We start from the raw sequence: 3308 nt of genomic DNA, 5'->3' as shown, positions 1-3308 counted from the left end.
GCAGCTCGCGAAGCTTTCGAAAACTGGGATGAGGACTTCGCCCAGCAACTGATCCAAGAGTTTCGGGTGCCGATGAAGACGACGATTAAAAAGATGTCGCGCGGACAAAAGTCCGCGGTCGGCGTCATCATTGGTTTGGCGTCCCGGGCACCGCTAACCGTTTTCGATGAACCGTATATGGGCTTGGACGCCGTTGCCCGGCAGCTGTTTTATGACCGGCTGCTGCAGGACTACTCCCAACATCCACGCACCATTGTGGTGTCCTCACACCTGATTGATGAGATTTCGCATCTATTGGAGCACGTGGTGGTGATTGATCAGGGCAAGATCATGGTCAATGAATCTGCCGAAGAACTGGCCGACCGGGCGGTGACCCTCGTGGGGCGTGCCGACGCCGTCAACCAGGTTGTTGGAAACCGCGAGGTGCTGGACCGCGAAGACCTTGGTCGTATTGCTCGCGTGACGGTGCTGGGCAAACTCGACGCCGAAGAGCACTGCCTGATCAAGGATCTGGATCTTGATCTCATTCCCGTATCCCTACAACAGCTCATTGTGCACATGACGCGCAAAAACGGGCAAGACAACGCATCGGAGGGTTTCTGATGACTACCACAACTGCACAACCAGCCAATTCTCACCGGTCCAGTTTCGCCCGAGTGCCGGCGGCCTTCCGGCTGCAGTTCGCGGTCCCGTACTCGTTTATCTGGTTGCCGATGTTTATTTTCGTCCTGGCATGGGCCCTGGGGGCTGGGATCGGTTTCTTTATCGATTCGCAAATGCCAGACCGCATCGCAGCACAAGAACCACTGAACTCGACGGGTGCCTCCCAGGCAACCATCTGGTACCTGGCATTCATGGCCGCCTACACCGCCTCGCACACGTTCCCGTTCTCGTTGGCACTGAGCTATAGTCGCCGCGTCTATTTGATGGGCACGTATCTGACCTTCCTGGCAGTTTCGCTCGGCTACGGTGTGGCCGCGATGCTCGCCTACTACATTGAACGGCTCACCGACGGTTTCGGCCGCCACATTTACGTCTTCGGTTCGCCAGTCTTTGAAGACTACGGTGGGGGAGTCGGGGTTGGTGCCATGTACACCGTGGTGGTCCTGTTTTTCATGTGCTTCGGATTCTTCTGGGCGATCCTGTACCGCCGGGTTTCCATCCTGATCCTGTGGGCCGTCATCATTGGCGTCGTCATTGCCCTTCTGGGCGCAGTGGTCCTGATTACTCAGAACGCCTGGTGGGGCAATATCGGCATGTGGTTCGTTGACCAGAACGCGTTCAGTCTGGCGGGCTGGGGCTTGCTGGCCGTCATTGCACTGGGTGGGGTGAACTACCTGCTCATTCGCAAGGCTACCGCTGGATAACCCATAACACTCATGATGCCGGTCCCTCACTTCGAGGGGCCGGCATCATTCTTTTTTAAAGTGCCCCACTAATGGGAAAATTCGGCTCGAAATTCTCAGTAGCAGTCGATTCGCAAAAAGTATGGTCGCTTGATGTGGTGCGGTGGCAGGCCACCACGGCATGCTTTTACAGGATCGATGACAGGAAGCTTTGGGTGCGTTCCTGTTGTGGGTTGTCCAGCACTTGTGACGGCGGACCGGCCTCCACCACGACGCCTCCGTCCATAAAGGCCACCGTATCGGCGACTTCACGGGCGAAACCCATTTCGTGGGTGACCACTAACATGGTCATCCCGTCGTTGGCCAGCTGTTTCATGACCTTGAGGACATCGCCGACCAACTCGGGATCCAACGCGGAAGTCGGTTCATCAAACAGCATGAGTTTGGGACGCATCGCCACGGCCCGGGCAATGGCTACTCGCTGTTGTTGACCACCGGACAGTTGGGCGGGATAGTTGTATTCTTTACCGGCCAAGCCCACCGAAGCTAAGAGTTCTCGGGCGCGCTTGGTTGCCGAGGCGGTGGACTCGCCGTTGACCTGCACTGGTGCTTCGATAATGTTCTCCAGTGCGGTGCGGTGCGGAAACAGATTGAACTGTTGGAACACCATGCCGATTTCGGCTCGCTGCCGAGCAGCTTGCTTGGCTGAAATCTCGTAGAGTTCGCCGTTCTTTTCGCGGTAACCGATCAGCTCGCCGTCAACATAAATCCGCCCGGCCGTGATTTTTTCCAGATGGTTCACACAGCGCAGCATGGTGGATTTGCCCGAACCAGACGGCCCAATCAGACAGGCCACCTCGCCGGGATTGACCGTCAGGTCGATGCCTTTGAGCACCTCGACTTGGCCATAGGACTTGTGCACCTGCTGGGCATCAATCATCGGGACAACATTGGTTGCGTTCTGGCTCATCGGGTTCCCCTCTCGTCCACCACGGTCACGTTGCCGCCGGCGGTGCCTTCGGCATCGGTCAGCGCTGCCAACTGTTTGGGTGTCAGCTCGCGGGTGATGCCGCGATCGTAGTATTTCTCCAGGTAATGCTGGCCGACCATCAGCACGGAGGTCACCGCCAGGTACCAGGTCGCGGCCACCAGCAGCATCGGCACCGGATCGAAGAGCGCGTTGGCGATATCCATCGAGCGCCCATACAGTTCCAGGGAATACGGCACGGCCACGACCAACGACGTCGTCTTGAGCATGGAAATCACTTCATTGCCGGTCGGCGGGATGATGATCTTCATGGCCTGGGGCAGCACGGTGCGGCGCATGGTTAGCCACCAGCTCATGCCCAGGGCCTGTGATGCCTCAATTTGGCCAACGGGTACCGCTTGAATACCGGTGCGCACAATCTCGGCCATATAGGCCGCTTCGTTCAGTGCCAGGCCGATCACGGCCAGCAAGAACATATTGCTCAACAGGCCCTGTAAATCGATTTCGGTAAAGCCTAGATTCAGTGTCTGGTAGAGCGAGCCCATCAGGCCCCAGAACACCAGTTGGACATATACGGGCGTGCCACGGAAGATCCACAGGTAGACCCAGGCCACGGCGCGCAGTACCGGGTTGGGTGACATACGCATGATGGCCAGGATGGCGCCCAGGATAACGCCGATCAGCATGGACAATACGGTCAGCGCCAGGGTGTGGAGTGCTGCGGTGGCGATGCGGGTATCAAATAGGTATTGCCGGTAGACATCCCAACCGTAATTTTCATTATTGACGGCGCTAATAACAAACAGTGCGGCCAGGGCGAGCACCACGGTGGCGGCAATCCAGCGGCCGGGGTGGCGCACCGGGTGCGCTTTGATGGGCTGAACCGTTGCGCGTGCTGACGAAGAATTCTGGGACATGACGGTATCGGTGCTTTCTTAGCCCTCGAGTTCGGCCAACGGTTGGCCATTGATATG

4 protein-coding genes are annotated in these 3308 nt (G+C 57.7%); 2 read left to right on the top strand and 2 right to left on the bottom strand.

Annotation, left to right across the window (positions count from 1 at the left end):
* Together K8V32_RS03170 and K8V32_RS03165 are read left to right on the top strand one after the other, a co-directional pair.
* Positions 1-603: AAA family ATPase (locus K8V32_RS03170; protein ID WP_303902762.1), on the top strand; the 603-nt coding region annotated here is incomplete at its 5' end.
* Positions 603-1367 carry a hypothetical protein gene (locus K8V32_RS03165; RefSeq protein ID WP_303902759.1) on the top strand — a complete coding sequence of 255 codons (765 nt, stop codon included), beginning with the start codon at positions 603-605 and terminating at the stop codon, positions 1365-1367. The genes K8V32_RS03170 and K8V32_RS03165, both read left to right, overlap by 1 nt.
* Positions 1368-1533: 166 nt before the next feature.
* Here the strand turns inward: K8V32_RS03165 and K8V32_RS03160 are convergent, their stop codons facing one another.
* Both K8V32_RS03160 and K8V32_RS03155 read right to left on the bottom strand, forming a co-directional pair.
* Complete coding sequence (locus tag K8V32_RS03160; protein ID WP_303902756.1) at positions 1534-2316, bottom strand: amino acid ABC transporter ATP-binding protein; 783 nt, start codon at positions 2314-2316, stop codon at positions 1534-1536.
* Positions 2313-3251, bottom strand: a complete 939-nt coding sequence (locus tag K8V32_RS03155) for an amino acid ABC transporter permease (protein WP_043058060.1) — start codon at positions 3249-3251, stop codon at positions 2313-2315. Before K8V32_RS03155 ends, K8V32_RS03160 begins: the two co-directional genes overlap by 4 nt.
* Between the last annotated feature and the right edge of the window lie 57 nt (positions 3252-3308).

It is taken from the genome of Enteractinococcus helveticum, from assembly GCF_020742345.1.
Lineage (GTDB): Bacteria > Actinomycetota > Actinomycetes > Actinomycetales > Micrococcaceae > Yaniella > Yaniella helvetica_A.
The sequence above is the reverse complement of the archived record's forward strand: the minus strand, read 5'-3'. Positions and strand labels throughout refer to the sequence as shown.